Source organism: Amycolatopsis sp. NPDC003865 (assembly GCF_053605345.1).
This window is the reverse complement of record NZ_JBSGJA010000001.1, coordinates 660,142-685,898: the sequence shown is the minus strand read 5'-3', so window position 1 is coordinate 685,898 and position 25,757 is coordinate 660,142. Positions and strand designations below refer to the sequence as shown.

26 protein-coding genes are annotated in these 25,757 nt (G+C 70.1%); 19 read left to right on the top strand and 7 right to left on the bottom strand.

Annotation, left to right across the window (positions count from 1 at the left end; genetic code table 11):
- The first annotated feature begins 15 nt into the window (after positions 1–15).
- Both ACWEVP_RS02930 and ACWEVP_RS02925 read left to right on the top strand, forming a co-directional pair.
- Positions 16–2,286, top strand: coding sequence for an AAA family ATPase (locus ACWEVP_RS02930; RefSeq protein WP_452060938.1), 2,271 nt, complete (start codon positions 16–18; stop codon positions 2,284–2,286).
- Complete coding sequence (locus ACWEVP_RS02925) at positions 2,283–4,310, top strand: hypothetical protein (protein WP_452060937.1); 2,028 nt, start codon at positions 2,283–2,285, stop codon at positions 4,308–4,310. The genes ACWEVP_RS02930 and ACWEVP_RS02925 overlap by 4 nt, the downstream gene beginning before the upstream one ends.
- Before the next feature lie 55 nt (positions 4,311–4,365).
- On the opposite strand, the gene ACWEVP_RS02920 is transcribed toward ACWEVP_RS02925, so the two are convergent.
- From ACWEVP_RS02920 to ACWEVP_RS02910, 3 genes are all read right to left on the bottom strand, one after another.
- Positions 4,366–4,740 (bottom strand): hypothetical protein, encoded by a 375-nt coding sequence (locus ACWEVP_RS02920; RefSeq protein ID WP_452060936.1) that lies wholly within the window; start codon positions 4,738–4,740, stop codon positions 4,366–4,368.
- 233 nt (positions 4,741–4,973) lie between these two features.
- Complete coding sequence (locus ACWEVP_RS02915; RefSeq protein WP_452060935.1) at positions 4,974–5,738, bottom strand: recombinase family protein; 765 nt, start codon at positions 5,736–5,738, stop codon at positions 4,974–4,976.
- Positions 5,739–6,015: 277 nt separating this feature from the next.
- Positions 6,016–6,345 (bottom strand): hypothetical protein, encoded by a 330-nt coding sequence (locus ACWEVP_RS02910; RefSeq protein WP_452060934.1) that lies wholly within the window; start codon positions 6,343–6,345, stop codon positions 6,016–6,018.
- On the opposite strand from ACWEVP_RS02910, the gene ACWEVP_RS02905 reads away from it, so the two are divergent.
- Positions 6,338–6,823 (top strand): hypothetical protein, encoded by a 486-nt coding sequence (locus ACWEVP_RS02905; protein WP_452060933.1) that lies wholly within the window; start codon positions 6,338–6,340, stop codon positions 6,821–6,823. The two genes, ACWEVP_RS02910 and ACWEVP_RS02905, sit on opposite strands and share 8 nt — an antisense overlap.
- 141 nt (positions 6,824–6,964) lie before the next feature.
- Here the strand turns inward: ACWEVP_RS02905 and ACWEVP_RS02900 are convergent, their stop codons facing one another.
- Positions 6,965–8,383 carry an MFS transporter gene (locus ACWEVP_RS02900; protein WP_452060932.1) on the bottom strand — a complete coding sequence of 473 codons (1,419 nt, stop codon included), beginning with the start codon at positions 8,381–8,383 and terminating at the stop codon, positions 6,965–6,967.
- Positions 8,380–8,865: a MarR family winged helix-turn-helix transcriptional regulator gene (locus ACWEVP_RS02895; RefSeq protein ID WP_452060931.1), complete on the bottom strand. Its 486-nt coding sequence runs from the start codon at positions 8,863–8,865 to the stop codon at positions 8,380–8,382. The genes ACWEVP_RS02900 and ACWEVP_RS02895 overlap by 4 nt, the downstream gene beginning before the upstream one ends.
- Positions 8,866–9,007: 142 nt before the next feature.
- On the opposite strand from ACWEVP_RS02895, the gene ACWEVP_RS02890 reads away from it, so the two are divergent.
- Positions 9,008–9,808 (top strand): SDR family NAD(P)-dependent oxidoreductase, encoded by an 801-nt coding sequence (locus tag ACWEVP_RS02890; RefSeq protein ID WP_452060930.1) that lies wholly within the window; start codon positions 9,008–9,010, stop codon positions 9,806–9,808.
- A gap of 10 nt (positions 9,809–9,818) precedes the next feature.
- Here ACWEVP_RS02890 and ACWEVP_RS02885 read toward each other — a convergent pair whose 3' ends face one another.
- A complete protein-coding gene (locus tag ACWEVP_RS02885; RefSeq protein WP_452060929.1) occupies positions 9,819–10,568 on the bottom strand; it encodes an enoyl-CoA hydratase/isomerase family protein in 750 nt (249 codons plus the stop codon).
- A 74-nt stretch (positions 10,569–10,642) separates the two neighbouring features.
- On the opposite strand from ACWEVP_RS02885, the gene ACWEVP_RS02880 reads away from it, so the two are divergent.
- From ACWEVP_RS02880 to ACWEVP_RS02815, 14 genes are all read left to right on the top strand, one after another.
- Positions 10,643–10,852, top strand: coding sequence for a hypothetical protein (locus tag ACWEVP_RS02880; protein ID WP_452060928.1), 210 nt, complete (start codon positions 10,643–10,645; stop codon positions 10,850–10,852).
- A 101-nt stretch (positions 10,853–10,953) separates the two neighbouring features.
- Positions 10,954–12,228, top strand: coding sequence for a Rieske 2Fe-2S domain-containing protein (locus ACWEVP_RS02875; protein WP_452060927.1), 1,275 nt, complete (start codon positions 10,954–10,956; stop codon positions 12,226–12,228).
- A gap of 7 nt (positions 12,229–12,235) precedes the next feature.
- Positions 12,236–12,469, top strand: coding sequence for a hypothetical protein (locus ACWEVP_RS02870; protein WP_452060926.1), 234 nt, complete (start codon positions 12,236–12,238; stop codon positions 12,467–12,469).
- A 49-nt stretch (positions 12,470–12,518) separates the two neighbouring features.
- On the top strand, positions 12,519–13,586 hold the full coding sequence (locus tag ACWEVP_RS02865) for an amidohydrolase family protein (RefSeq protein WP_452060925.1): 1,068 nt from the start codon (positions 12,519–12,521) through the stop codon (positions 13,584–13,586).
- Between the two features lies 1 nt (position 13,587).
- Positions 13,588–14,760 (top strand): acyl-CoA dehydrogenase family protein, encoded by a 1,173-nt coding sequence (locus tag ACWEVP_RS02860; RefSeq protein WP_452060924.1) that lies wholly within the window; start codon positions 13,588–13,590, stop codon positions 14,758–14,760.
- Positions 14,757–16,871: an acetate--CoA ligase family protein gene (locus ACWEVP_RS02855; RefSeq protein ID WP_452060923.1), complete on the top strand. Its 2,115-nt coding sequence runs from the start codon at positions 14,757–14,759 to the stop codon at positions 16,869–16,871. The genes ACWEVP_RS02860 and ACWEVP_RS02855 overlap by 4 nt, the downstream gene beginning before the upstream one ends.
- Positions 16,858–17,616 (top strand): class II aldolase/adducin family protein, encoded by a 759-nt coding sequence (locus ACWEVP_RS02850; protein WP_452060922.1) that lies wholly within the window; start codon positions 16,858–16,860, stop codon positions 17,614–17,616. Before ACWEVP_RS02855 ends, ACWEVP_RS02850 begins: the two co-directional genes overlap by 14 nt.
- Positions 17,617–17,635: 19 nt before the next feature.
- A complete protein-coding gene (locus tag ACWEVP_RS02845; protein ID WP_452060921.1) occupies positions 17,636–18,604 on the top strand; it encodes a DODA-type extradiol aromatic ring-opening family dioxygenase in 969 nt (322 codons plus the stop codon).
- Positions 18,601–19,257 carry an RraA family protein gene (locus ACWEVP_RS02840; RefSeq protein ID WP_452060920.1) on the top strand — a complete coding sequence of 219 codons (657 nt, stop codon included), beginning with the start codon at positions 18,601–18,603 and terminating at the stop codon, positions 19,255–19,257. The genes ACWEVP_RS02845 and ACWEVP_RS02840 overlap by 4 nt, the downstream gene beginning before the upstream one ends.
- Complete coding sequence (locus ACWEVP_RS02835) at positions 19,250–19,909, top strand: RraA family protein (protein WP_452060919.1); 660 nt, start codon at positions 19,250–19,252, stop codon at positions 19,907–19,909. Before ACWEVP_RS02840 ends, ACWEVP_RS02835 begins: the two co-directional genes overlap by 8 nt.
- Positions 19,906–20,505, top strand: coding sequence for an RraA family protein (locus tag ACWEVP_RS02830; RefSeq protein WP_452060918.1), 600 nt, complete (start codon positions 19,906–19,908; stop codon positions 20,503–20,505). The genes ACWEVP_RS02835 and ACWEVP_RS02830 overlap by 4 nt, the downstream gene beginning before the upstream one ends.
- Positions 20,505–21,614 carry a Gfo/Idh/MocA family protein gene (locus ACWEVP_RS02825; protein WP_452060917.1) on the top strand — a complete coding sequence of 370 codons (1,110 nt, stop codon included), beginning with the start codon at positions 20,505–20,507 and terminating at the stop codon, positions 21,612–21,614. The genes ACWEVP_RS02830 and ACWEVP_RS02825 overlap by 1 nt, the downstream gene beginning before the upstream one ends.
- Before the next feature lie 10 nt (positions 21,615–21,624).
- Positions 21,625–22,647, top strand: coding sequence for an amidohydrolase family protein (locus ACWEVP_RS02820; RefSeq protein ID WP_452060916.1), 1,023 nt, complete (start codon positions 21,625–21,627; stop codon positions 22,645–22,647).
- Between the two features lie 184 nt (positions 22,648–22,831).
- A complete protein-coding gene (locus ACWEVP_RS02815; RefSeq protein WP_452060915.1) occupies positions 22,832–23,620 on the top strand; it encodes a FadR/GntR family transcriptional regulator in 789 nt (262 codons plus the stop codon).
- Positions 23,621–23,633: 13 nt separating this feature from the next.
- Here the strand turns inward: ACWEVP_RS02815 and ACWEVP_RS02810 are convergent, their stop codons facing one another.
- Positions 23,634–24,425, bottom strand: coding sequence for a FadR/GntR family transcriptional regulator (locus ACWEVP_RS02810; protein WP_452060914.1), 792 nt, complete (start codon positions 24,423–24,425; stop codon positions 23,634–23,636).
- Positions 24,426–24,547: 122 nt separating this feature from the next.
- Here ACWEVP_RS02810 and ACWEVP_RS02805 point away from each other — a divergent pair, with 122 nt between their 5' ends.
- Positions 24,548–25,741 (top strand): cytochrome P450, encoded by a 1,194-nt coding sequence (locus ACWEVP_RS02805; RefSeq protein ID WP_452060913.1) that lies wholly within the window; start codon positions 24,548–24,550, stop codon positions 25,739–25,741.
- The last annotated feature ends 16 nt before the right edge of the window (positions 25,742–25,757 follow it).

The following is a 25,757-nucleotide window of genomic DNA, read 5'->3' as shown; positions in this document are numbered from 1 at the left end:
AAACCGCTCCGGGAAGTGTCAATCAGCGAAGCCAGTTTAAAGGTAGAAGCGGAGGAAAACGCTGCGGTGGAAGCCGGAGTGGATGTTCCGTCGCTCCTTGGTGAAGTCGGTGAGAACCCACAACCGGTCGACTCGGCCGGGTTCCGCAAGGCCTACGACGGCCTGGTCCGGGCTCAGGGGCTGGCGGACCGCAGGCAACGCACTCTGGAACAGCGACTCGAAGAACTCCAAAAGCGCGACCAGGATCTGACTGCGCGTATTGACCAGGTGCGCCGCCGCGAAAAAGAAGTAGCAGCGGCCGAACTCGCTGTGAAAGAGCAGCGGGAAAAGTTGTGTGCGGCCGAAGACAAGGTGGCTGAGAAGCTTCGTGAAGCGGAAGCGGGCTTCACGGCTCTGCGCGAAAAGCGAATGTCGGAACTCGAGAAGGAGTACGACGCCTACCGCAAGGACTGGGACCAACGGCGAAGGACACGGCTCGCGGCGTTGGAACAGGAGCTCGCTGAGCAGGAAAAGGTCGCGCAGGCCAGGTGGAGCCGCACGGAGGAGCGCATCGAGGACCGCGAGCGGCAACTCGACGAGCGCTTTGAGCTGCTCCGCCGGCAGGAGGCCGAGCTGCGCCAGGCTCGGGTGCGATCCAGGGCCGAGGCGGAGTCGGTGGAACAGCGCCTGGCCGACGAGCGCCTCATCGTCGAGAACCGCGTTCGCCGCGACCTGGACTCGCTGCGGCTGCAGGGCGAGCAGTGGCAGGCTCGAGCCGAAGTGGCGGAGGAGGCCCTGCAGCAACGGCTGGCCGAGTTGAGGGCTCTTCGGGCAAACCTCACCGAACTCGGCGACGACCCGCAGGCGGTCGTCGAACGCAACCGCCGGCTTCGGCTGGAGAACGAGCAGCTCCGCCGGGCGAACGACGAGCTTTCGCCGGTCGATCGGGTCCGCCTCGACGAGTACGTCCAACGATGTGCCGACCTTGAGGCCGAACGGGCCGAACTCGCCCGCCGCAACGCCGAGCTCGAACGCTCTGCCGCGCTCAACCGGATCAGCGTGGCGGAGCGTGAGACGAGCAGGCTCGTGACGCAGTCGCTCGAGAAGCGCAACGAAGTCCTGACGTCCCAGGTCGAGTCGATGCGGCGCGAGTACGCAGAGCTGGTGCAGCGCCAAGACGGCGCTTCGGCGTTCCCGGAGTGCTCGCGGATGGACCTCGACGAAAAATTGCAGACTGCACCTTCTCTGTCCCAAGGAGCTCCTCGTCTGCGCGATCTCGTGCATTCCGTTCGACATGCAATCGCCACACAAGGTCTGTTCTTCGCCGAGCACGACCTCCGCTGTTTCCTCGGCGGACTGGCTGCGACCAAACTCCATCTGCTCCAAGGGATCAGCGGTATCGGCAAGACCAGCCTGCCTCGGGCTTTCTCGGCCGCCATCGGTGCGAGCTGCGAAGTGGTGTCTGTCGCTGCCGACTGGCGCAGCCCGCAGGACCTCATGGGGTACTACAATCCTTTCGAGCGCAAGTATTACGAGAGTGGTTTCACTCAGGCCCTTTATCGTGCCCAATTGCCGCTATACGCCGACAAGCCTTACCTGATCGTGTTGGACGAGATGAACCTGTCCGTGCCCGAGCAGTACCTGAGTGATGTGTTGTCGGCGATGGAGCTGACCAAGCGTCACAGCGACGATGTGCAGGCCCTCGAGCTGATGACCAGCCGCGTGGACCCGGCACCCCGCAGGCTCCTCGACGGGCGGAAGCTCGCCATTCCGGCCAACGTCTGGTTCATCGGCACCGCAAACCAGGACGAAACGACGTTCGCCCCGGCAGCCAAGACGTACGACCGTGCCCACGTTGTCGAGTTGCCGTCTCGTCCGGAACGATTCGAGCCAACGGATATCCAGGCCCTGCGGCCGTTCAGCGTGCAGGGACTCAACTGGCGCTTCGACGAGGCGCGCCGGCACCACGGCGCCGCGGCGGCAGCCGTCCGCACAATGCTGGGCGAGTTGGTGGGCCTGCACGGTGAGGATCTCGGCGTTCTGGTTGGGTCCCGCACCGACCGGCAGATCGACTCCTTCGTCCCGGTCGTCATCGAGGCGGGCGGCACGGCCGAGGAGGCTGCGGACCACCTGGTCGCCACCAAGGTTCTCCGGCAGCTCCGTGGCCGGATCGAACTGCGGGCTGATCAGCTCAAGGCGCTCCACGAGGACCTTGAAGACCTGTGGACGACGATCCCGGACACGCGATCCGGACCGCGACGTTCACTGGCGCTGGTTGAGCGGGAGATCCGGAACCTGGCCTCGTGAACGCCCTCGTCGATCGGCTCTCCGGCGCATCGGTCGCCGAACCAGCCGAACCCTTCCTCATCGGGCGCTACAGCGACCTTTGGCGAGCACCATCGCCCCTGGTGGGGACGCCCCGAGAGGGGGATCCGCAGCTGCCGGACGACGCGATCGTCAACCACGTCCTGAGGATGCGCGGCGCACTGCACGGCGACCGTCGGGTGCACGGCTGGCTGGAACGGCCGACCCTGATCCTCGGGGAGGACGTCCAGAACGCGCTTGCGACCAGTCCGCTGGAACAAGAGATCAACCGGCGGTTGGGCCACCTCGCCGCGGTGTGTCGTGAACCGCGGAGCAAGCTCCGGTCCGAGCACGTCCTGCTCCCGGTTAGCAAGGTACGGCGGATCTCGGCACGGACCATCACCCATCTCGCCCGGCACAGCGAAGTGTGGGCTGGGCGCACCCGCGACGGGGTGCAGCCCAACGCCCTTTACGGACCGGTCAACGTGTCCGACGTGAACCTCGTAGAGAACCGGATCGTCGCCGAGTTGCTGGACGGCTTGTCGGCCTTCATGGGGCAACGGGTCGGCCAGCTCCGCCGGATCAACACCATGATCCACGATGTGCACCGCTATCTCGATGATGCTCGGCTACGAGTCCACCGGACAGCCTTCGCGGCGTACGAGCAGATATCCAGCCTGCTCGAGGGCACCAGCGTGGGTGATGCGGCCGCCGCCGCGCTCGAGGAGGCAGAGCGCCTCGATCGCGGCCTCAAGACCTTGGCGCACTCACCGCTGCGGAAGGGCATCATGAGGCCGTACAACCCCGGTCGCTCGGTTCCCGCGACGAACCTGTTCGTCAACGATGCGCACTACGCGCAATGTGGTGCGTTGTGGAAGAGTTTGGTCGGCGAGCGAAGCCAGTCGGTGAACGCGGCCGAACGCGTCCATCGGGCCGCTGAGTGGTGTTCGGGCTTCGACAGTTTCGTCGCGTTGCACGTGGTGCACGCGTTGCAGAGACTGAGGTTGACACCGGCGGAGACCGCACCGGCACCGCAGGAGTCGGCGACGTGTTTCACCGGCCCCTTCGTCGGCCAGGTCACGTTGGAGTGGACAGCGGACAATGTGTTTGTGTTGCACACAGGTGAGGGCCGTCGGACCCGCATCGTGCCCTTGCCGCACAGGTTGACCGCGACCATGGATTTGACTGAGGTCAACGATGCTCTGAGGGCGATCGCCGCAAGTGTCGAGGGATCACCGGATCCCGTTGTGGTCGTCTATCCCGGCGAACGAGGTGAGCGCCGCCGGCTGCCGCCTGCCCTGCGCGCGGCCGCGCACCACTACTCGTTACCCAAGGCCGGGTCACTGGCCGCTCTAGTGCCGGTCAGCCCGTACGAGATCGACAGCGTCGACCGGGTGGCGCGAGCTCTGCGCTGGTACGTGGATGCTCGGCTCCACCGGGAGTTGGGCACCATCACCGTCGACGAACCGGTGGCCCACGCGCTGGCTTCCCGTCTGGACTGGTTGCGCCCGGCGCGCGGTGGGCTCGAGGCCAAAAATCCGCCGCCGCCGATCACGCAGGCCGACTTGCAGCGCAACGTCGCCGCGATCGTCAAGTCCGCCCCCGGGAGCCGTCCCGGACCGGCGTTGGACCACCGCAGCGAGCGGACAGCCGCAGCGGTGGCCGAAGCCGCTTCCACGCTGCTCGGGCTAGCGTCCTGCCCGGTGTGTCCCTACGAGCCTGACCGGCCGCAGTACTCCGTGGTGGTTCGTGAGGACCACACCTATCACGCTCACTGCGATCAGTGCGGCAGCACATGGGAGACCAGAAAGTGCAAGAAGTGCGGCGAGCTGTACCCGGTGATCACTACCCCAGAGGCAGCGCAAAGCCTCGGCGGTCCGGAGGACGAGGTCGAACAGGTGCTGACCCACGAGGTCCTAGCGACGCAGTGCTGGTCGCGTGAGCGCACCTACGTGTGCGCCAGGTGCCAGTTCTGCGCGAACTCGTCGGACACCACCGACTGCGCCAGGTGTCATACATCAACCTAAACAGCCGGCGTGCGACCAACGCCGGCCCGTCGCTCATCACCGCGAGGGCCCGTCCTCAAAGCCATATGAGCAGCGCGGCGGGCTCGATCATGCCTCGATAGGAAGTGACGGCCTTGTCGAAGCGGGTGGCGATGGCGCGGAACTGTTTGAGCCGCGCCGGGCCCGCGGCTTCGTTATGCCGGACGAGCGCGTCGGCTAACGCTCTTGGCAGGAGGTCCACCAGCATGGCGTTCGGCACATCAGGCAGTACCAGCACGAGAACGCCGTCGCCGCCGCAATCGACGTGGCACGACGAGAATTCCACACCCGCGGTGCCGAACGCCTCCCTCAGGGCACGGTGCATCCCGTTTCGCACGTCGAGCCGATCGGCATCGGTGCGCTGGCGAGCACCGAATCCTTCGACATCCGCTGCGACAATCGGCCGGTGCACCGCCTCGCCTTAGGACAGCTCCTAAACAAGACCCCTGGCATCCGGCTACGGAGCCGCGCTATGGTCATGTCGCATGAACACGCATCCCGCGCAGGGATGCCACGAACATGTGTTCGAAGCCCCCCTTTGACCACGAAGAAGTGGAAAATCTCCCGCGTGGGAGACGAATCACTCGAGCTGCAGGTCCGCAGCGAACTTCAGTGTGGGGTTATAGATCAACTTGGTTCGGACACTCAATTACCCCATAGAGTCGCGAGTCGCGGCGAGGTCAGAGTAACAGCAGTTGGTCGCCGACAGTCTCGTCCATCGTGGCAAGTACGGATTGTGTGCTGCATGCTTTGACCTCTCGGGTCGGGCCGCCACACTTGATCGTTAGGTCGTTTGATCTCAGGTAGTCGGCGATCGTGGACCCGTCGTCGCCTACGGTTTCGGCGAATCGCGCGCGGAGATCGTCGAGTAGGTGGTCTTCGCGGACGTAGACGTTCTTCTCGAGCTTTGGTGGGCGGTTGCGGGCGCTGGTGTGGCCCGTGCCGGCAGCGGTAGCCGGGGCGGCCGTTCACCCAGTGCGAGTCCAGCCGGCGGCCGCAGAACTGACATTGCACGAGTCCCGCCAGCACGTACGTTCTGGTGCCGCCGTATTTGGTGGGTCGGGCTGCGCGTATGCCTTGGATCGCCAGGAACGTCGCCTCGTCCACGAGAGCTGGATGTGTCACCTTGTCCGACTTGGCCCGACCTCGTGCCGCCGATGGTCGGACTGGATCCCCGTGGTGGGCGGCGCCGGTTGTGCTGGCGCTGTGCCGGTTCCACACCTGACGCCCCGTGTACCGCGGATTCTCGAGGATCCCGAACACTGTGCGGACGATCCATTCGTGCTTCGTCCGGTGTCGGCTGCGGTCCCGGTCGGCGCTTGACGGGCATGGGATGCCGCGGTCGTTCAGCTCCCGCGCGATGCCGGCGACGCTGCGTCCGGTAGCTCGTTGCTGGAAGATCCACCGCACCCATGGTGTGCAGTGGCCGGATCAGGTTCGAGGCGGTGCAGGCGGCGGCCCCAGCTCGCGTGGGCCGGTTGGGGTGGGGACCGGCGTCGGCGAGGCGGTAGCCGTAGGGTGGCCGGCCGCCGAGGAACCTGCCCTGGACGCGGGCCTGGATGTGCATCGCAGCCAGCACTCGATGCCGAGCACGTAATACCTCGCGACGCGACTGGGATCCGAGTAAGAGCATCAACGCTTGGTGCACGGAGTCGTCGAGGTTCACCGGGCCGTCCGCTTCGGGGAGCTACAGCGGAATGCCTTGCGCCTGGAGCGTGGTGAGCACGGCGTCGAACGAGCGGTTCGGGTTCTCGGCGGCCGCGATCAGCTGGGCTGCGGCCGGGCGTTCGCGCCAGGGCAGCCGGCGTGAGCATCCTTCATCGAAGTACTCCGCCACGATCACGCCGCGCCCGCGGATCGTCTCCTCGGCGACCTCGCGTTGCCACCCGAACGACGTCGCCCGGTCCTGGAACTCGACGGTGGACATCCGCCGGTAGAACGCGAACTTCAGCCCGTGACCTCCGCCAGTGTGCGGGCGACGTCGGGCGCCGGAGGCGGGGTCGAGAGCGTTGATCATCGTGGACCTCGATACTCGAAGGTGCGGGTCGAGTGCGGAACGCAACTGCCGCAAGCCGATGACGAACGGGCAGCTGCTCTGCACCGAAATGGCGCATTGCTGCTCGGCCGGTGTGATGGATCTGGGCGAGCGGCTGCTCCAAGAGTTCACTCGCACGCGAGGCGATCAGCCCGATGCCCTGCAGGACGACGAGCGAGCCGAACGGTGTGGCGTTGCTGAAGCTCGGGAGCGGCCGCCGCGAAACCGCCCGTGGAGAGGTGTGCGGTCGGCGCCTCCGGCCGTACCAAATGGCGAGACGCTGGTGATGGATCCCGGCGAGCAGACGGCCGTGGTCTCCGCCCGCAATCTGGCGGAGAATGGCCGGGGCGACATTCTGGTGAACAATGTCTTTCGGCCCCCGGGAAAAGGTGGCAGACGAGATGAGCACGGACATGGGCGTGGAGTTGAGGAGCGCACGATCTCGGCGTGGCCGGGTTGAACTGCTCGCCGCCGCGCGGTTCACCGAAGACGGCTGGGCCGCTTGGACATCCTGGCGCTGGTGAGTTCGACCTCGGCGCTCCGACGGCAGTTTCCTCGGTTGGACCGGCCAGGTGCTGACGATCGCCGGATTCGGGAGGCTTCACGAGCTTTCGGGCTTAGCGCTCGTCGAGTCTCTGGTGTCTTGGCTTCGAGGCAGCCCGCGTAGGGCGAGGACTGTCAGTATGAGGAGGACTGCGCCGAGCGCGGTCAGCACGAGGGCAACCGTGTGCAGGCCCTCGTCGGATGCGCGTTCGCCGTAGGCGACGCCGATCAGGCTGGACGACAGGATCGCGCCGAGGTACGTGAACGTCCGGAGGAGGCCGGCGGCGACGCCGATCGTCTCGGTGGGGGCCTGGTGGTAGAGCGCCGCCTGGTTGCCGATGACTCCGAGGCCTGAGATCACCGCGAACGCCATCGTGACCGCGATCAGCAGCCACACCGGAGTCGTCGCGTGGAACGCGAGCAGGCAGGCCGGTCCGACGATCGCGGCGATGCCCGTGGCCAGCAGGCACACACGGATCCTTCCGCCGCGGGAAAAGGGGATGGCCAGCAGCGCCGCGACCACCGACATCGGCACCATCACGTAACCGGCCGTGGACGCGCTGAGGTGGCGTCCTTGCTCCAGCCACTGAGTGAACCCATAAAGGATGCAGTAGCTCAGCAGGAACATGATCGCCACGCGGACGTAGGTGGCTGACAACGCGCGGTTGCGCACCAGCATCCGGACGTCGATGAACGGGTGCGTGGCCCGCGTTTCCCACCAGAGCAGCAGGGCACCGAGGACCACCCCCGCGCCCGCGAAGACCCAGCGCGGGTGGTGCAGGTCCTGGAAGAACACGATCAGGCTCGCGATGGCCGCGGCGAACAACGCCATGCCGGCCAGGTCGAGAGCTCGAGCCAGGGGTACCGACGACTCGCGCTCGCGGGAGCGGCGGGGTAGCCAGCGCAGGGCCGCGGCCAAGGTCAGCAGCGCCAACGGGACGTTGATCAGGAAGGTCGCGCGCCAGCCGCCGAGCGCGACCAGCAGGCCACCCAGCGGCAGGCCGATCGTGGCGCTCGTCTGACCCGCGATCGCGAGGGCGCCGATCGCGCCCTCGGCGCGGCCGCCGGGGTTCTCGGCCGCCCAGCGGCGGACCAGCATCATCGCCGTCGGGTAACCCGCGGCCGTGCCGATCCCGAGTACCGCCCGTGCGACGAGCAAGATCGTGAAATCGGGAGCCAGCGTGCCGAGGAGCCCGCCGAGGGCGACCAGAACGAGGCCGCAGAGGAACGTCTTCCGCGCCCCGAACCGTTCGGCGAGTTTGCCCATCGCCGGCTGGCCGATCGCGCTGGCGAGGTAGAGCGCCGCAACCAGACCGGCCGCCGTCGCCGCGCTGACGCGGAACGCCTGCCCGATGGCGACCAGCGCGGTGGCGAGCACGGAACTGTTGATCGGGTTGAGCGCCGAGCCGAGGACGAGGGGAGTCAGGTACCGCCACCCGGGAGCGATCCGGCCGGGTGTCCCGGCGACGGTCTTCACCGGTCCTCCGGCGTTGCGGGGCGCGAGCGGACGGTCCGCGCTCCGGAGAGCCGGTCGAGGATCTCGATCAGCTTCGGCACGAGATCGCGTTCTTCCGCGGTCAGCTCCTGGTCCAGGGCGTCGGCGAGCCACGTGTTCCGCAGGGCGGACGCGGTCCGGACCGCCTCCCGGCCCCGGTCGGTCGGCTGGATCAGGCTCCGGCGCGCGTCCGCGGGGTCGGGACGGCGTTCGATCAGGCCGTCGCGCTCCAGCGCGGAGACGATCTGCGCCATCGACTGCGGGCGCATGTGCTCGGCCGCGGCCAGCTCACTCGTCGTGACGGCGGTGCCGCGGACGATGCGATCCAAGGCGACGAGCTGGCTCCTGGTCCAGGGGACCGGAAGCCGGAGCCCTTCGACCCGCAGGCGTCCGCGAAAGCGCTGGACAGCCAGGTCCAGGCCTGCGGCGAGGGCCGCCGACGGGTCTGCTCGGTCTTCGTTCATTCCGCAAGAGTACAGGCAAACTGAACAGGTAGCCTGTCTACCTCGTCACGGTCTACAGTCGTAGACAAGTTACCCAGTGAAGTCTACAGTCGTATACATCGGCGGAGTCGCCGCCGGTCGAAGAACGACATCGAGGCGAACAATGGATCTTCAACTGACAGGCAAGCGCGCGCTCGTGACCGGGTCGAGCTCGGGTCTCGGCGAAGCCATCGCCGGCCGCCTCGCCGCGGAAGGCGCCGAGGTCGTGGTGCACGGCCGCGACATCGCCCGCACCGAAAAGGTGGCCACGGCGATCCGGGACCAGGGCGGGCGAACCGCCGTGGCCATCGGCGATCTGGCCACGGACGAGGGGGCGGCCGCCGTCGCGGCTGCCGCGCTGGCCGGCGGCCCGATCGACATCCTGGTCAACAACGCGGGCGCGTACGAGCACCTTTCCTGGACGGACGCGACTCCCGAGGATTGGCGGAACACCTACGAGGGCAACGTGATCTCCGGGGTCCGGATGATCCGGCACCTCGTCCCGCGGATGCGGGACCGGCGGTGGGGCCGGGTGATCACCATCGGCGGCGGCCTGGCGACCCAGCCGATGCAGTCGCACCCCCAGTACAACGCCACGCTGGCGGCCCGGCACAACCTCGCCGTGTCGCTCGCGCGTGAACTAAAGGACACCGGTGTGACATCCAACGTCGTCGCGCCCGGTGCGATTCTGGTGGAGTCGGTGAAGGAACTCCTCACCGGGATCGCCCCCGCCCGCGGCTGGGGCGAGACGTGGGAGGAGATCGAGCGCGGCGCGGTGCGGGACCTCATCCCGAACGACACCGGCCGGTTCGGCAAGCCGGAAGAGATCGCCGCGGCGGTCGCCTATCTCTGCAGCCCGCTGGCCGACTACGTGAGTGGCGCCAATCTGCGGGTGGACGGCGGCCTGATCCGCAACGTCACCTGACGCCGCGGCGTCAGCGCCGGGCGAACGCCGAGATCGCCTGCCGCGCGGAGCCGGTAGCGGCCAGCGCCGTGATGGCTCGGGCTTCCTCGTCGAGTTGCTCGTCCCGGCTCCTGTTCGCCGCGGAGAGGATGAGGCGCTTGGTCGCCGCCAAGGCGTCGGGCGCCATCCCGGCGAGGCGGCCGGCCAGCTCCCGCGCTTCGTCGAGGAGGGCGGAGTCGTCGATGACGGCCGTCGCGAGGCCCCAGTCGCGGGCCTCGTCGGCGGTGAGCGTCCGATTGGTGAGTGCCAGTTCGAGGGCGCGGCGCGGGCCGACGAGCCGGGGGAGCAGTGCACTGGCTCCGTTGTCCGGCGACAGCCCGATCGCCGTGTAGGCGAGCCGGACCTTCGCCGAGCGGCCGAGCAGCACGAGGTCGGCGCCGAAGGCCAAGCCCACCCCGGCGCCGGCGATGGCGCCCTGTGCCGCGCAGACCACCGGAACGGTCAGGGCCGCGAGGTGGCGGTGTGCGGCGTGCACGACGTCCGCGACCTGGCCGACGTAGGAGGCGAGATCGCCCTCGTGTGCGGCGAAGGCGCGGACGTCGCCGCCGACGCAGAAATGCGGTCCCTCGGCGCGGACGAGAACGACTCGCGCGTCCGTCCTGGTGAGCCGCTCGGTCGCCGCGGCGAGCTGCCGGCCGACGTCGAGGTCGATCGCGTTCGCGGCCAGGACCAGTTCGGCCACGTCGCCGCGCAGGTCGAGCCGCACTTCACTGTCGGTCATCTCTTCTCCGGAGGCTGAGTAGGTCTTATGCTCTAATCATAATCCTAATTAGCCGCCGAAGGGATGGGGTGCCGATGTTCGAGGTGTATCTGCGGGGCCTGCCCTGCGCGTGGTGCGGGCATCCGGCGATCGCGTTCGTGCCCGCGGTGGGCACGAGGCACCAGTACCGGGTGTGCCGGCTCGGCGAGCGCCCGGAAGGGGTGGCCACCGACCGGCTGGTGCCGCGTCGGAGTCCTGGCCCGGCCGATGCCGAAGGCCCGGCGGACGTCGCGGCCGTGGCTTGACTGACTAATGCTCCTATGATTAACCTACAAGAGCGACCGGACGAAGGAGTCCGTCGCTTGCCGGACCGCGATCGCCTGGTCCGGGGCAAGGGAGGACGCTGATGCTGCACCCAGACGTCAACGAGCGCTACAGCCGCGTCGGCCGTGACACGCCCGCCGGGGCGCTCTACCGGCGTTACTGGCTTCCGGTGGCCACCGAGACGGACCTCGCCGCCAACCCGGTCAAGCGGGTCCGGCTGCTCGGGGAAGACCTCGTGCTGTTCCGCGCCGAGACGGGCGACCTGGGCCTGGTGGCCGAGCGGTGCCCGCATCGCGGCGCTTCCCTGGGCTACGGGTTCCCGGACGGTGCCGGGTTGCGCTGCCCGTACCACGGGTGGAAGTTCTCCCCGCAGGGCGAATGCCTGGAACAACCGAACCAGATGCCGCCGTCGGCCCAGCTGCAGGCGCGGGCACGCACCACGAGCTACCCCGTTCGCGCACTCGGCGGGCTGATCTTCGCCTACCTCGGGGAGGCGCCGGCGCCGGCGCTGCCGCGCCTGGACCTCTTCGCCCTCGAAGAGAGCCCCACGCGCTTCCGCGACATCGGCTACGCCGTGATCCCGTGCAACTGGCTGCAGATCATGGAGAACTCGTTCGATCCGACCCACGTCGAGTGGCTGCACGGGCGGCTGTTCAACTATCACCTCGAGCGGGCGGGCGAAGAACCGACCGTCCTCGGTGGACACCACATCAAGATCGGCTTCGACCTCGTCGACTACGGCATCATCAAACGCCGGCTGCGCGAGGGCCAGACCGAGGACGACGAGGACTGGAAGGTCGGCCACCCGGTCTACTTCCCGAACATCCTCAAGGTGGGCGGCTACGGCCTGAGCTCGTTCCAGATCCGCGTGCCGATGGACGACCACCACACGCTGCACTTCTGGTACTGCTACTACGACGTGCCCGACGAGTACGCGAACCTCGTCGAGGAGGTCCGCGCCCTGCCCGACACCTACGAGGTGAAGCTCCAGGACGCGGAGGGCAACTTCCTCATGGACACCATCGACTCGCAGGACGCGATGGTGTGGGTGACCCAAGGCGCGCTGACCACCCGCGACGACGAGCACCTCAGCTCGTCGGACCAGGGCATCGCCCTCTACCGCAACCTGCTGCGCAGCCAGCTGCAGGCGAACGAGACCGGCGGCGCCGTGATGAACGTGCACGACGCGGCGACCGAGGGCGAGCTGATCCAGCTGCCGCAGGAGAAGAAGGAGCTCGGCATCGGCGGTGGCGGCGCCAACCCGATGGCTTCGTTCCTGCGGACCCAGGGCGTCTACAGCCCGCGGCTGAGCACGCTCACGCAGCGGATCGACGCCGTGGTGCGGAAGGCCGGCTGAGCGAGCCGTGGCCAGCCCAGCAGACTCCGCCGCCCCGAACTCCGCACCCGACGGGGGCTGCCACGACGGCCGCCACCGGACCGGGACCGGGATCTGCCCGGCCTGCGGTGAGTGGTTGCCCACCGCCTGGTGCCGGGCCGCCGGGTGCGGCTGGCGGGAGGCGATCGGCGAGCCGACGATCGCGGCTGCCGTCGCCCACCACGCCGAGACCGGTCACCCCATCCGCGTGCTGATCGACTGACGCGCGGGGAACAGTCCCGCAGCGAACCACCGAAAGAGGAGCGCATTCCATGCCCCGAAAGATCGTCGACGTGCACGGCCACCTCGTCGCCCCCGCCGAGCTGTACGCCTACCGCGAGTTCCTGATCGGCAGCCGCGGGCACTACGGCCGCCGGCTCAAGGGCTTCTCCGAGTCCCGGGAGGGCCTCGGGCACGGCCGCACCGGCGTGATCCCGCCCGAGGAGCTCAAGCACTTCGCCGAGGAGCACATCGCCTGGCTGGACAAGGTCGGCACCGACGTCCAGCTGGTCTCCGCGCGGCCGTACAGCCTGATGCACTCGGAGAAGCCGGCGCGGATCGTGCACTGGTGGGCCCAGGCCGTCAACGACGCCATCGCGACCCAGGTGCAGTTCTACCCGCAGCGGCTGCAGGGCATCTGCAACCTGCCGCTGGTCTGGAACGAGCCGGTGTCCGTCGTCTTCGAAGAGCTCGAACGCTGCGTCAACGAGCTGGGCTTCGTCGGCGTGCTCGTCAACCCGGACCCGAGCGAGGGCCGCGCGCCGATGGAGGTGCCCGGGCTCGGCGACGAGTACTGGTATCCGCTGTACGAGAAGCTGGTGGAGTACCAGCTGCCGATGCTGGTGCACTCCTGCGGCTGCGTGTCCCTGCGCGAGAACCAGAGCCTGCACTTCATCTCCGAGGAGAGCACCGCGGTGATGTCGCTGGTGCAGTCGGACGTGTTCGACGTCTTCCCGGACCTCAAGGTCGTGGTGCCGCACGGCGGCGGCGCGATCCCGTACCAGGTGGGCCGGTTCCGCGGCACGTACTGGCAGGGCACCGAGCGCGGCGGGACGTTCGACGAGGCGATCCGGAAGCTCTACTACGACACCTGCCTCTACAGCGAGGAAGCGCTTGCTCTGCTGGTCAAGGTGATCGGCAGCGACCGCGTGGTGTTCGGCACCGAGCGGCCCGGCGACGGCTCGCACAAGAAGACGCCGACGGCGGGCTGGGCCGACGACATCGCCGGCGTCCTGCGCGGCATCCCGGCGCACTCGGAACAGGACCTGGACCTGATGCTCGGCGACACCGCGCTGGACATCTACCCGCGCCTGCGCAAGAACCTGGAAGCGGCGGGCTGAAATGACCTCCGAACTGCTCGAACCGACGCAGACCGCGGCCGAACGGGACGCCATCGTCGGCCTGGTCCGCGAGTTCGTCCAGGACCGGGTGGCGCCCCGGGTCGCCGAGTACGACGCGGCCGAGGAACTGCCCGCCGACCTGCTCCACGAGATGGCGCAGCTGGGCTTCTTCGGCGGCGTCGTGCCTGCAGAATGGGGTGGTCTCGGCCTCGACCACGTCACGTTCACCCGGATCATCGAAGAGGTCTCGCGCGTCGACCACTGCCTCGGCGTGCTGATGAGCATGCCCTCGGCGCTCGTCGGCTCCGGCCTGCTGGAGTTCGGCACGACCGAGCAGAAGCAGCAGTGGCTCGTGCCGCTGGCCGAGGGCAAGCTGTTCGGCGGTGCCGGGGTCACCGAACCCCGGTCCGGCAGCGACGTCGCCGGCACGCAGACCCGCTACACCCGCGAGGGCGGCGGATACGTGCTCAACGGCGCGAAGGCCTGGATCACCAACCTGGACCGGGCGTCGTTCTTCGTCACCTTCGCCACGCGGGACCCGGCGCTGGGCCGCCGCGGCCTGTCGGCGTTCATCGTGCCCGCCGACACCCCGGGCGTGCTCAAGAACCCCGTGCACAACAAGCTGGGCTTCCGGCCGCTCTGCAGTGGCGACCTCGTCTTCGACAACGTGCGCCTGGGGCCCGACGCGATGCTCGGGGCCGAGGGCGACGGGTTCGCGGTCGCGATGAACGCCGTGGAGCGCGGCCGCCTTTCGGTCGCGTCACGCGCGGTGGGGCTGGCACAGTCCTGTTTGGACGCTTCGGTGCGCTACGCGCGGGACCGGGTCGTGTTCGGCCAGCCGATCACCGACTTCCAGATGGTGCAGCAGAAGATCGCGAACATGGCGGTCTCGGTGCAGGCCGCGCGCCTGCTCACCGAGCGGTGCGCCGAGGCCATGCAGCGGGGCGAGCGCGCCCGGGTCGAGGCCAGCATGGCGAAGATGTACGCCAGCGACGTCGCGCAGGCCGTGGCCACGGACGCGGTCCAGATCCACGGCGCCTACGGCGTGTCCGAGGAGTACCCCGTGGCCCGGGCCTACCGCGACGCGAAGGTGTTCCAGATCGTCGAGGGCGCGAACGACATCCACCGCGTGCTGATCGCCAAGGACGCCATCCGCGGGGAGTCACGCCGATGACCAGCGACGTCCGCGCCGCGGCCCGGCGGCTGGGGCCGGGCGGACTCGGCGAGGCCTCGGCGCGAGACCTGCTCGCGCCCCTGGACCTGCCGTTCGTCCCGGCCACGCCGGCGAGTTCGGCCGCCGACGCCGTGGCCGTCGCGCGGGACTTCGGCTTCCCGGTGGTGCTGAAAGCGCTCACCGACGAGGTGCTGCACAAGTCCGACGCGGGCCTGGTCGAACTCGGCCTCGCGACGGCGGACGCGGTGGCGGCGGCCCACGACCGGCTCGTCGAACGGGCCGCGGCGCTCGGCGCGGCCGACGCCCGCGTCGTCGTGCAACCGATGGCGCCGCCGGGCACCGACCTCATCCTCGGCTGGGTGCGAGACCCGACGTTCGGTCCGGTGATCGTCGCCGGGCTCGGCGGGGTGACCGTCGAGCTGTTCCGCGACGTCGCCCGCCGCGTCGCCCCCGTGAACGTCGACGACGCCGACGAGATGCTGCGGTCGTTGCGGTGCGCGCCGTTGCTGACCGGGTTCCGGGGCGCGGCGCCCGTCGACACGAAGCAGTTCCGCGAGCTGGTGGCGCGGGTTTCCGAACTGGCCGTCGCCGTCCCGGAACTGTCCGAACTGGACCTGAACCCGGTGCGGGTGCTCGCCGACGGCACCTGCGTCGTGCTCGACGCCCGCGTGGTGGTCGAGCCCGTCGCTGCCGAAGAGCCGCGGAGGAGCGGCTACGACCTGACGGCCCTGGTCCGGCCGCGGAGGATCGCCGTCGTGGGCGCCTCCCGGGACGCCACCCGGCCCGGCGGCCGCATCCTGGCCTCCCTGCGCGAGCACGGGTTCGCGGGCGGGCTGCACCCGGTCAACCCGGCCGGTGGCGAAGTCGGCGGGCTGCCCGCCGTGACGTCGCTGAGCAAGCTGTCCGCGGTGCCGGACCTGGTCTGCGTTGCCCTGCCCGCCAAGGCCGCAGTCGAGTCGGTCCGCGACTGCGTCCGGCTCGGGGTGCCCGCAGTGATCGTGTTCGCCTCCGGGTTCGGCGAGGCCGGCGCGGAGGGCCAGGCGCTCGACGCTGAGCTGCGCGCTGCCGTGGCAGGTTCCGCCACGACCCTGTGCGGGCCCAACACGATCGGCGTCGTGAGCGCGCACCACCGGATGGCCGCGACGTTCAGCCAGGCGGTCAACGGCTTCCCGCTGCGCGAATCGGGCACCTGCCTGATCGCGCAGAGCGGTGCCGTCGCGGGCAGCCTGGTGTCGCGGGAACTGGCCGACGGCTACGGCATCGGCGACTGGGTGACGGTCGGCAACCAGTCCCAAGTGGACGTCGCCGACTACCTAGACCACTTCACGACACTAAACACGACCCGGTCGATCGCGGTGTTCCTCGAAGGCGTGTCCGACGGTGACCGCTTCCGCCGCGCCTTGGCGTCGGCGCGGAACCGCGGTGTGCCGGTGGTGGTGTTCAAGACCGGCGTGACCGAAGCGGGCCGCCGGGCGGTGTCCTCGCACTCGGGCGCGCTCGCCGGGAGCGGCGCCGCCTACCGCGCGGTACTGGCGCAGGAGGGCGCGGTGCAGGTCACCGAGCTGACCGGCCTGCTCGAAATCGCCTGGACGCTCGGCAACACCCCGCGCCCGGCCGGACGCCGCGTCGCGGTCGTCACCACCTCGGGCGGCGCGGGCAGCGCCACCGCGGACCTGATCGACCAGCACGGACTCGCGCTGGCGGCGTTCGAGGAGCGGACCACGGCCGACCTGGCCGCGGCGCTGCCCGCGTTCGCCCACGTCGACGATCCGCTCGACATCACAGCGGAAGGGACCTTCGCCGAGGGCACGGTGCGCCGCGTCGTCGAGCTGGTGAGCGCGGACTCCGGCGTCGACCTCGTCTGTGTGGTGCTCACCAGCATCGCGGGCGACGACGCCGTCCGGGTCGCGCGGCAGATCGCCGACGCGGCCGACGGCAGCGTGAAACCCGTGCTCGTGTCCTGGCTCGTCACGCGCTCGCTGGCCGCCGACGGCATGGCCCTGCTGGCCGGACGCGGCATCCGGGTCTTCACCGAGCCGGCCCGCATGGTCGCCGCGGCCGCCGCCCTCGTTTCCCCGTCGCACCTCAGGAGTGCCCGTGTCCGACACTGAAGACCTGCGAGCGCTGGTCGCGCTGTCGTGCCGCATCCTCGCGGCCACGGGGTGCGTCCGCGAGATCACCGGCCACGTCAGCGCCCGGGTGCCCGGCACCGACCGGATCCTCGTCCGGTGCCGTCCGCCGCAGGACCCGGGGGTGCGGTTCACCATCACCGGCGACATCCACCTGGTCGGCCTGGACGCGACCAACGACGACCTCCCGGACGGCTACGCGCTGCCGGGGGAGTGGCCGATCCACACCGAGCTCTACCGGCAGCGGCCGGACGTCGGCTCCGTGGTGCACGGGCACCCGGAGGCGTCACTGAAGTGCGGCATCCTCGGGCTCCCCATGGAGCCGGTGATCGGCGCCTACGACCCGGGCGCGATGGAGCTGGCCGTGCGCGGCGTGCCGACGTACCCGCGGGCCGTGCTCATCAGCGACCGGCAGCTCGGCGGCGAGGTCGCCGAGACGATGGACACCGCCGACGCCTGCCTGCTGCGCGGGCACGGCGTGGTCGCGGTCGGGGCCGACCTGCAGCAGGCGACGGTGCGGGCGATCAAGCTCGAGACGCTCGCCGAACTGACGCTGAGCCTGCACTCGGTGCCGGGCGCCAAGCCGCAGGCACTGTCCGAAGAGGACATCACCGAGGTGTCCGGGTTCGTGAACAGCCGCAACGCCGCGAAGACCTACGCGCACTGGACGTGGGACTACTACCGCCACACGCTCGGCGACGCCGCCGACGTGACCCGGCGCGGCTGACTCGTCGAAGGAGGAACACATGGCACACGTAGTGGGCGGCGCCGCGGTGTCGCACAGTCCGCAGCTCTCCATGGAATCGGGCGGCTGGCGCGCGCACGGGGACCTCGAACTGCCCCGGCTCGGCGCGCTGGGTCTGACGCCGACCGAGCGTACCGAGGAGGAGCTCGAGGACGAGCTGGACCCGGCCCTGCTGGCCGAGCGGTACGAGGCCTGCCAGCGCGCGCTGGAAAAGACCCGGGACGAGCTGCTCGCGCAGCGACCGGACGTGCTGGTCGTGATCGGCGATGACCAGCGGGAGCTGTTCCTCGACGACATCATGCCCGCGGTCTCGATCTTCTGGGGCGAGTCCCTGGAGGACCGCCCCCCGGGCGCCGAAGCCTATCCGTCCACTATGGAAACGGCGTACAAGTACTACCACGCCGACGAAGTGGACGTGTACGAAACGCACGCCGGGCTGGGCCTGCACCTGGTCGAGCAGCTCGTCGAGGGCGGCTTCGACGTCGCGCAGTTCACCGAGCAGCCGAAGGACCGCTCGCTGGGGCACGCCTTCACCTTCGTCTACCGCCGCCTGCTGGAGGGCCTGCCCCGCATCCCGCTGGTGCCGATCTTCCTCAACACCTACTACCCGCCGAACCAGCCGACGCCGGGCCGTTGCGTCGCGTTCGGCGAGGCCCTGCGCGAAGCGATCGACAGCTGGCCGTCGGACCTGCGGGTGGCACTGATCGCCTCCGGCGGCCTGACTCACCCGATCATCGACGAGAAGCTGGACCGCGGCCTGCTCGAAGCCCTGGAAGCGCACGACCACGAGGCCCTGTCCCGGATCCCCGTCGACGGCCTGCGCGAAGGCAGCTCGGAGATCCGCAACTGGATCGCCGTCGGCGCGGCCCTGCACGACGCCCCCGGCAAGGTCATCGACTACATCCCGGCGTACCGCTCGAAGGCGGGCTCGGGGTGCGGCATGGGGTTCTTCACCTGGACCCGGGCGTGACGTCCCGCCGCGACCGGCTGCTCGCCCTCGACTCGTGCGTGCTGTCGGACGCACTCGACGCGCTCGGCCGGCCCGGCGCGGTCGCCGGCGTCCTGCCGGTCTGGGAAGGCGCCCGGGTGGCGGGCCGGGTCGTGACGATGCGGACGGTGCCCGCGGACGGCCGAGTCAGCCGCAGCCACCTCGGCACCGCGGCGATCGAACGGGCCGCCGAAGGCGAGGTGGTCGTCGTGCAGCAGGACACCGGCCGGCCCTACCGGTCGGCGACCTGGGGCGGCCTGCTGGCCCGCGCGGCCTCCCTGAAGGGACTGGGCGGAGTCGTCATCGACGGCGCGTGCCGGGACGTCGACGAGATCCGCGAACTCGGCCTGCCGGTGTCCGCGCGGGAAGCCATCCCCTTCACCGCGCGGGGCCGGATCGTCGAAGACGCGGTCGGCGTGCCGGTGCGGATCGGCGGTGTCGAGGTGCACGAGGGCGACTACGTGCTCGCGGACGGCAGCGGCGCGGTGTTCGTCCGCGCGGCCGAGGCCGAGGACGTGCTCGCGGCCGCCGAGCGGCTGGTGGCCCGCGAGCGGTTGATGGCCGAGGACCTGCGGGCGGGACGGCTCCCGTCCGCAGTCCTCGGCACGGACTACGAGGAGATGCTCAATGGCTGACCAGACGGTCGACCGCGCGCGGGTGATCGGCACCGCCGGGCTGTCCGACGCGCTGGACAAGCTCGGCCTGCCGGGCGCCGTGCCCGGGATCGTGCCCTTCGACGCGCGGTTCTCGATCTGCGGGCGGGCGTTCACCGGCCAGTACGAACCGGTGGACGCGCTCGGCGGAACCGTCGGCGACTACATCGACGACGTCGAGCCCGGGCAGATCGTGGTGCTGAGCAACGACGGGCGGCTCGACTGCACGGTCTGGGGCGACATCCTCACCGCCGTCGCGAACGCGCGCGGCATCGGCGGCACCGTGATCGAAGGGGTCTGCCGGGACGTCGCCGACAGCCTGGCCATCGGTTACCCGGTGTTCGCCCGCGGCCGCAGCATGCAGACCGGCAAGGACCGGGTGCGCCTCGCGCACACCGGCCGCCCGGTGCGGCTGGGCTCGGTGCTGGTGCACCCCGGCGACGTGATCCGCGGGGACGCCGACGGCGTCGTGGTCCTCGCCGCCGACCGGGCCGATGAGGCGCTCGACGTCGCGGAAGGCATCGAGCGCGCCGAAGACAGCATCCGGACTGCGGTCGCGGGTGGGCAGCGGCTTGACGAAGCGCGGGCCGAGATGGGTTACCACTCGCTGCAGACGAAAGCCGGTGCGCGATGACCGCGCAGGCGACCCGGTTCGGCGAGTTCGGCACGGCGACGCTGCACGAGTCCGGGGCGACTCCGCTGCCGTCGCAGCTGCGGCCGCTCGACCCGGCGTGGCGGATCTGCGGGTACGCGTTCACCGTCCGGCTGACGCCCGGCAACAACATCTGGCTGCACCGCGCGCTCTATGCGGCCGCACCGGGCGACGTGCTCGTCGCCTCGACCGGTGGCGCCTTCGAGTTCGGTTACTGGGGCGACATCCTGACCAGCGCGGCGATCGCCCGCCGGCTCGGCGGCCTGGTGCTCGACGGCTGCGTGCGCGACTCGGCGGAGCTGCTGCAGCTGGGGTTCCCGGTGTTCTCGCGAGGGTTGTGCGTTCGCGGCACCGGCAAGGACACCACCGGCGGTGACCTCGACACCGACATCACCATCGGCTCGGTGGTCGTGCGGCCCGGCGACCTCGTCGTGGGGGACGCCGACGGGGTCGTCGTCTCACCGCGCGAAGACGTCGCCGTGGTCGGCGAGCGCGCCGCGCGGCGGGAGGACAAGGAAGCCTCCGTGCGCCGGCGGATCGCCGCCGGCGAGTCCACTCTCGACATCTACGGGTTCTGATGGACGCGCACGGGGTGGGCATCGCCGGCTGGGGTGCGGCCGGGCGGCTGATGGCCGCCGCGCTCGGCCACTCGGAGCGGTTCCGGCTCGCGGGGGTCGCGGACCTCGACCCCGCGGCCCGCGACCGCGCCGCCGCCGAGACCGGCTGCCGGGTGCACCCGGACGTCGCTTCGCTGGCCGCGTCCGGAGACGTCGACGTCGTGTACGTCGCCACCCCGACCGCCACGCACCTGGCCGCGGTCCAGGCCGTGGCCGCCCGAGGCAAGCACGTCATCTCGGAGAAACCCCTGGCCACCACGCTGGCGGACGCACGGCTCGCCGTCGACGCGGCCGACCGCGCCGGGGTCGTCCTGCTCGTCGGGGCGACCCACAGCTACAACGCGCCGGTCCGCGTCCTGCGGCGGCTCGTCGAAGACGGGACACTCGGCCCGCTGCTGTCGGTGTGCGCCACCTGCCACACCGACTGGCACCGCCGCCCGCGCTCCGCGGCGGATCTCGACGCCGCGCAGGGCAACGGGCTGGTGCTGCGCCAAGGCGCCCACCAGATCGACATCCTGCGGTACGTGTGCGGCGGGCTGACCGAGTCCGTCACCGGCACGACGTTCGGCGGCGCGGACGGGACCGAACTCGGGTTCTCCGCCCAGCTCGCGTTCCCGGGCGGCGTCCACGCGAGCGCGTACTACGTGGGCACGGGCGGGTTCGACAGCCGTCTGCAGACCTGGGGCGTCGGCGAGCTCGGCACCTTCGACGTCACCGCCACCCCGGAAACGAGCCGGTTCTTCGTCTTGCCGGGCGAAGGAGCGGTGTCGCCGGTCTTCGGGACCCTGGCGGCGACCTTCGCGGGCGGCGGCGCCTGGGTGACCCCCACCGGTGCGCTCGTGTTCGCGGGCGACGACGTCACCGAAGTCGGCGTCGAGGACGAGGCGTCCGGCTGGCAGGCCCTGCTGGCCGAACTGGCCGCCGCGCTCGACGGCCACCCGACCGTCCACACGGGACGCTGGGGGCTGGCGACGCTCGAAGTGGCGCTCGCCCTGCACGAGTCCGCCCGCACCGGCCGGCGCGTCGGCCTGCACCACCAGGTCCTCACCCAGCCCGACCTTCAGGCGTAAGGAGAAGAAGATGATCATCGACGCGCACGCGCACGTCAACGCCCCGCCGGAGCTGTACGCCTACCAGGCGGCCCTCATGTCGTCGCGCGGCGCCCACGGACAGGGCAGCGCGGGAGTCTCCGACGCCGCGCTCAAGGAGTGGGGCGAGCGCACCCTGGCCACCATGGACGGCGTCGGCACCGACCTGCAGCTGATCTCGCCGCGGCCGTTCCACTGCGGGCACTCCATGCGCCCGGCGAAGACCGTGCACTGGTGGACCAGCGCGGTCAACGACGTCATCGCCCGCCAGGCCGCGTTGTTCCCCGGCCGGCTCGCCGGGGTCGCCGGGCTGCCGCAGGCGTACGGCGAGAGCTCGGCGGACTGGGTCGGCGCCCTCGAGGAGGCCGTCACCCAGCTGGGAATGGTGGGCTGCGTGCTCAACCCCGACCCGTCCGAGGGCACCGGCCACGTGCCGCCGCTGGGCGACCCGTTCTGGTACCCGCTGTACGAGAAGCTCGTGGAGCTCGACGTGCCGGCGCTGATCCACTCGGGCAGCTGCCTCAACGACCGGGAGACCTACAGCGAACACTTCGTCACCGAGGAAAGCATCGCGATCCTCACGCTGCTGAACTCCGAGGTGTTCCTGCGCTACCCGACACTGAAGATCATCGTCGCCCACGGCGGCGGCTCGGTGCCCTACCAGATCGGCCGCTGGCGGGCGGCCCGCGCGCACCCGAAGCTGCGGGTGGGGCACGTGCTCAAGGACGAGTCGTTCGACGACAGCCTGCGGCGGCTGTGGTTCGACACGGTCCTGCACAACCCCGGTTCGCTCGAGCTGCTGATCAAGACGGTCGGCGCGGACCGGTGCCTGTTCGGCACCGAGCGGCCGGGCAGCGGCACCGCGCCCGATCCGGTGACAGGCCACGACTTCGACGACATCCGCCCGGTCGTCGAAGGCTTCGATTTCCTCAGCGAGGCCGAGAAGGCCGCGATCCTCGCCGGCAACGCGCAGTCGCTGTTCCGGCTGAGCGAGGCGGTCCCGGCAGCGGGGTGACGTGAGGCGAAGGAGCCCTCCGGCGCGGCAGTTCGTCGCGCGCCGGAGGGCTCTGCGCGTTGCGGCACCTTCACCAGTCCGACGCGATAGGCTGATGCCGTTCAGCGTTCATAACTCACAGTAGTGTACTATCATTAACCTTGAGCCTGGGTCGTGGGTCGACCGGCGGGGAGTGGGTGCCATCGTGGTTGACGAACCTGCAGACGGCGAAGGCGCGCGCGTCGCCCGCCGCCGCCCCGATGCCCGCCGTCCCCAGAAGGTGTCGCTGGCGATCGCCCAGCGGATCGTCGACGACATCACCGACGACAACCTCGGGCCGGGCACCAAACTGGCGAGCGAACGCGACATGATGGCGCGCTTCGAAACCGGGCGCGGAACCCTGCGCGAGGCGCTGCGGTTCCTCGAGATGAACGGCGTCATCCGCGTCAAGGCGGGCCCGCACGGCGGCCCGATCGTCTCCGAGCCGGACGCCCACGACCTCGCCGGCGTGCTGGGGTTGTTCCTGCAGCTCAAGAGAATGCCGTTCAAGGCGCTGGTCGCGGCGCGCGAGGTGCTCGAACCGGAACTGGCGGCGCAGGCCGCCGAAGCCGCGGACGAGGCGCTGATTGCGGAGATCTCGGACTCGATCGAGGGCATGCGGGAGTTCCTCGACGACGAGCAGAACTTCCTGGCCGAGAACGACCGCTTCCACGCGGCGGTGGCCGCGGCCGCGGGCAACGAGCTGTTCGCGCTGCTGATTTCCTCGCTGCACCTGATCACGGACGGCATGCCGCTGGGCGTGAGCTACGCGCCGCCTCGCCGGAAGGCGGTCCTGCAGGCGCACGAAGCGGTGTGCGACGCGATCAAGAACGGCGACGCGGAGGGTGCCCGCTGGGCCATGCGCCGCCACATGCGCGAGTTCCGCCGGTACATCGTCGAGAAGTTCCCGATGGTCTACGAACGCCCGGTGCGCTGGCGCGACGTGGCGCCCTGAGCCGTCTCCGCCGTCAGGGGACGATGTCGCGCCAGCGCAGCGGCCGGTCGAGCACCGCCGGGAAGTCGGACTCCACCCGGGTGCGGAACCGGCGCAGGTGCTTGCGCATCGCCCAGCGGGCGCCCTCCGCGTCACCCGCCTCGATGGCCTCGAGGATCTCCGTGTGGGACTTCACCACGTTCTCCCGCCGCGGCCGCGCATAGTCGAGGCCCAGCGGCACGCCGTCGGTGATGGTGTGCAGGGACGAGATCACCAGTGCGAAGAGGTCGTTGCCCGCCGCGGCGGCCACCGCCGCATGGAAGCGGTCGTTCTCGGCCAGGAAGTTCTGCTCGTCGTCGAGGAACGCGCTCATGCCGTCGATGGTGTCCTTGATGCGCGCGTGGTCTTCCGCGGTCGCACGCTCGGCGGCGAGCCCGGCCAGTTCGGGCTCGAGGGTCTCGCGCGCGGTGACAACGGCCCCGAACGGGACGCCGCGCAGCTGCATGAACAGCCCGAGCACCCAGGCGAGGTCCTGACCGTCCTGTTCGGCCACGACCGGGCCGCCGCGTGGGCCGGGCTTCAACGTGATCGCGCCGGTCATCTCCAGAAACCGCAGGGACTCCCGCAGCGTGCCCCGGCCCGCGCCGAACCGCTCGAGCATCTCCCGCTCGCCGGGCAGTTTCGCGCCCGGCCCGAGGTCGTCCCGCGTGATGTCGTCGACGATGTCCTGCGCGATCCCGAGCGCGGCCTTGTGTGAACGACGAGGGTCCGGCCGGCGTCGTGGCCGGCGGGCCCCCTCGGCTGCGTGCGCTTCCCTGCTCGCCACCCCACGAGCCTACCATTGCCCTGATTCCCGAACGGCCTGCTTGACGGACTGCGCGCAGCTACCTAGCCTGCTATTGCTCCTATAATTAACCTAATGTGTTGGGGCGCATCCCAGGAGGTTCAGTGTCGAACATCCCTCTTCCCCTCGACCCGACGCTCCCGCGCACGGAGAACTACGAGGACGGCACCTCGGTGCTGCGCTCGACGTCGTTCAGCGTCGACGTCTACCACGAGAACGCGGTGCTGCTGGCCGGCACGCTGCTCGGCTCCGACGGCGACCGCCACCGGCACCTCAAACGCCTCGAAGGCGGCCTGTTCAACCCGGCCCACCTGGCGCACTACGAGAAATCGGTGCTCGCGAAGGTGGTCGACGAGGAACTGGCGGCGATCGCGGCGGACCGGCCCGGCGACGGCGTCCCCCGCGGCGATCTCATCCCGCTGGTGCGCCGGATGGCGCTGCGGATCTCGGCGGAGGTGGTCGGGCTCGACGACATCGACGACGCGCGGCTGTCGCAGCTGACCACGCTCGTCGCCCGGCTCGGCGACGGCATCCTGATCCAGTGGGCGACCCGCGACCACGCCGAGGTCATGCGGGACGCGCTGGCCTGCAAGGACGAGTTCTGGGTGGACTTCGTGCGCCCGGCGCTGGAGAAGCGCCGCCGGCAGGCGACGGCGGGCAAGGACCTGATCTCGGTGATCCTCGCCGACACGACGATGACCTGGTCGGACGACGACATCCTGAAGGAAGCACTGCTGTTCATGGCTGCCGCGGCCTTCACCACGGCGACGGCGGTGACGCACGCCGTCGCCGAGCTGACGAACTGGCTGCCGGACCATCCCGAAGCGCGCGAGAAGCTCTCCGACCCCGAATTCCTGCGGATCGCGGGCATGGAGTCGCTGCGCATGCACCCCGGGCGGCACGTGCTGTTCCGGGCGGCCGCCGAGCGCACGACCATGCCGGACGGGACGCCGGTGGAGCCGGGGCAGATCGTGCTCGTCGACAAGTTCCACGCGAACATGGACGAAGAGGCCTACGGCGGCGCGGTCGACGAGTTCGACCCGTACCGCACGATCGCCGAAGGCACCGCGCCGTACGGCTTGAGCTTCGGCGCCGGTCCCCACCAGTGCCTGGGCAAGCCGCTGGTGCTCGGCACCGCGGCCGGGCGCCGCGCCGAGCCGCGCGACGGGACGCTCGCCCTCCTGCTCGGCGCCCTGTTCCGGGCCGGCGTGGAGCGCGACCCGGACCACCCGCCGGTGCGCCCGGACAGCGTCCACGACCGCTACGAATCCTTCCCCGTCCGGTTCACCGCGCTCTGAATCCTCGGCGTGAAAA